This window comes from Calothrix sp. CBUCES-K 9914 (genome assembly GCF_059640475.1).
On sequence record NZ_JBXXZH010000533.1, the window covers coordinates 1 to 1669 of the forward strand.

The window sequence follows — 1669 nt, forward strand, 5'->3', positions numbered from 1 at the left end:
ATGTCGATACCTTGTGATTGGTATACTGATTGCACTTGGTTAACAAGGAAGTTTTGCACTTCTTGTAAGGCAACGCTCGCACAAGCATAAATTCCCTCCTCATGTCCAAGGTTGAAGAAAAGCTCCAAGATTTCATGGGGGTTAGCCAAACCATCTGTTAATGCTTGACCAGCTATTACTTGTTGACTATCGGAAATTATCAAGTTTTGTCCGGGACCAAGGTTGTAATCTGTAACAACGCCGTTCGACTCAATTACTTTTAGCCCTATTGCTTCATCACCGTCGCCGTAAACTACTTTGACTTCACCACTGCGCTTGGCTAATATACAAGCTTCTTTAGGTTTACGTGCTTCGAGCAATTCTTCAATCCGTGGTAAACCTTGGATGATGTCCCCTGTTTTCGCACGTTCAAATACAAGTAGTACTAAATTATCACCACGTTGTACTAAACCACCGTCTTCGATTTGCAGTACTGCACCAGGACTGACGCGATATGGGCGCCCGACACGTATTTTGACGCTGTAACCACCCACAGTAATTGCGGCAGAATCTCCTGAATCTGTGGATGCGGCATTGTTATCGATACTAATTATTTGACCGGAAATAGAAGCAGATACACCGTTAGCAATTACGGAACCCTCAACAATTAAGTCACCAATATTAACTTTTGGCGCCGATGTTGTATTTACAGTCATCACATCGCTGTTGCGTAATACTAAACAACGACGCACGGCTTCAGTACCTTTTTGTACACCTCGAACGACACCACCTTCTTTACACAAAATCTGGGTGCGCGCGACAACGCTTTCTGGAGCAATTGTTTGTCCTTCGGTTACTTCCAGATTTGTTTGTGTGCTTCCTTGTGTTGCGTCTGCGGAGATGTCTCTACGAACCACTAATGATTCAAGAATTACTAGCTGTAAACGTTGAACGTCTGGGTCATCAGTATCAGGAACTAATTCGATGTCGGCTGCTAGGGGTGAAGCGTTGTGATCAAGTTCACCTACTGAGTCATCTATTTCTAATACTAGTTGTGTATGTAGAAGCTCTACGCCTTCAACCGATTTGACGCGCTCTGAATCTTTGTATGGTAAGCGTTGTACCGCGCGGAGTTGTATCGAACGTCCGGTTTGTTGGCTGACAGACGTTGTCGAAGGCACATCTGGTTGTTCAGGAACAGCAAATTCGATGACTGGACGCGATAGCAGCGCTGGACCTTCAGGTGATTCTACATATTCGATGTAGCGTAGTTCGGTGTAGGTACGTCCCATGAACTCTTCACCGGGCTGTACAAAGTTCTGTGAGCGTCCCATTGCGGTTTCTGGGTCATCAACTTGCCATAGTTCACCGGGTTTGACTACGACTTCGCGCAAAATGTCGTTTTTCTGAGTGACTTCGATAACACCGCTGTTGGATGTAAAGATATCTCGAACAATTTCGTCACCAGCATTGACAAATTGACCATCTTCTACTAGCAACAACGAAATATCTTTGTTGACTTCGTGAGTTTCTTCGGGTATCCATAACAGGCTACCGCCAACGGTGACTTCGTAACCAAGTTTGGCTTTACCTTTTTTCTGGACTTCCACGCCTGCGAACTTGAGCAAACCACCGGTTGTAGTACGGTAGCGGTCGTCGATGAGTTCTGCAACGACTTGACCGTTTTGGA

General features: G+C 45.3%; 1 protein-coding gene. It reads right to left on the reverse strand.

Annotated features, from left to right (window positions below; genetic code table 11):
* Window positions 1-1669: DNA-directed RNA polymerase subunit beta'' (locus AC2JBO_RS44870; RefSeq protein WP_496960078.1), on the reverse strand; the 1669-nt coding region annotated here is incomplete at both ends.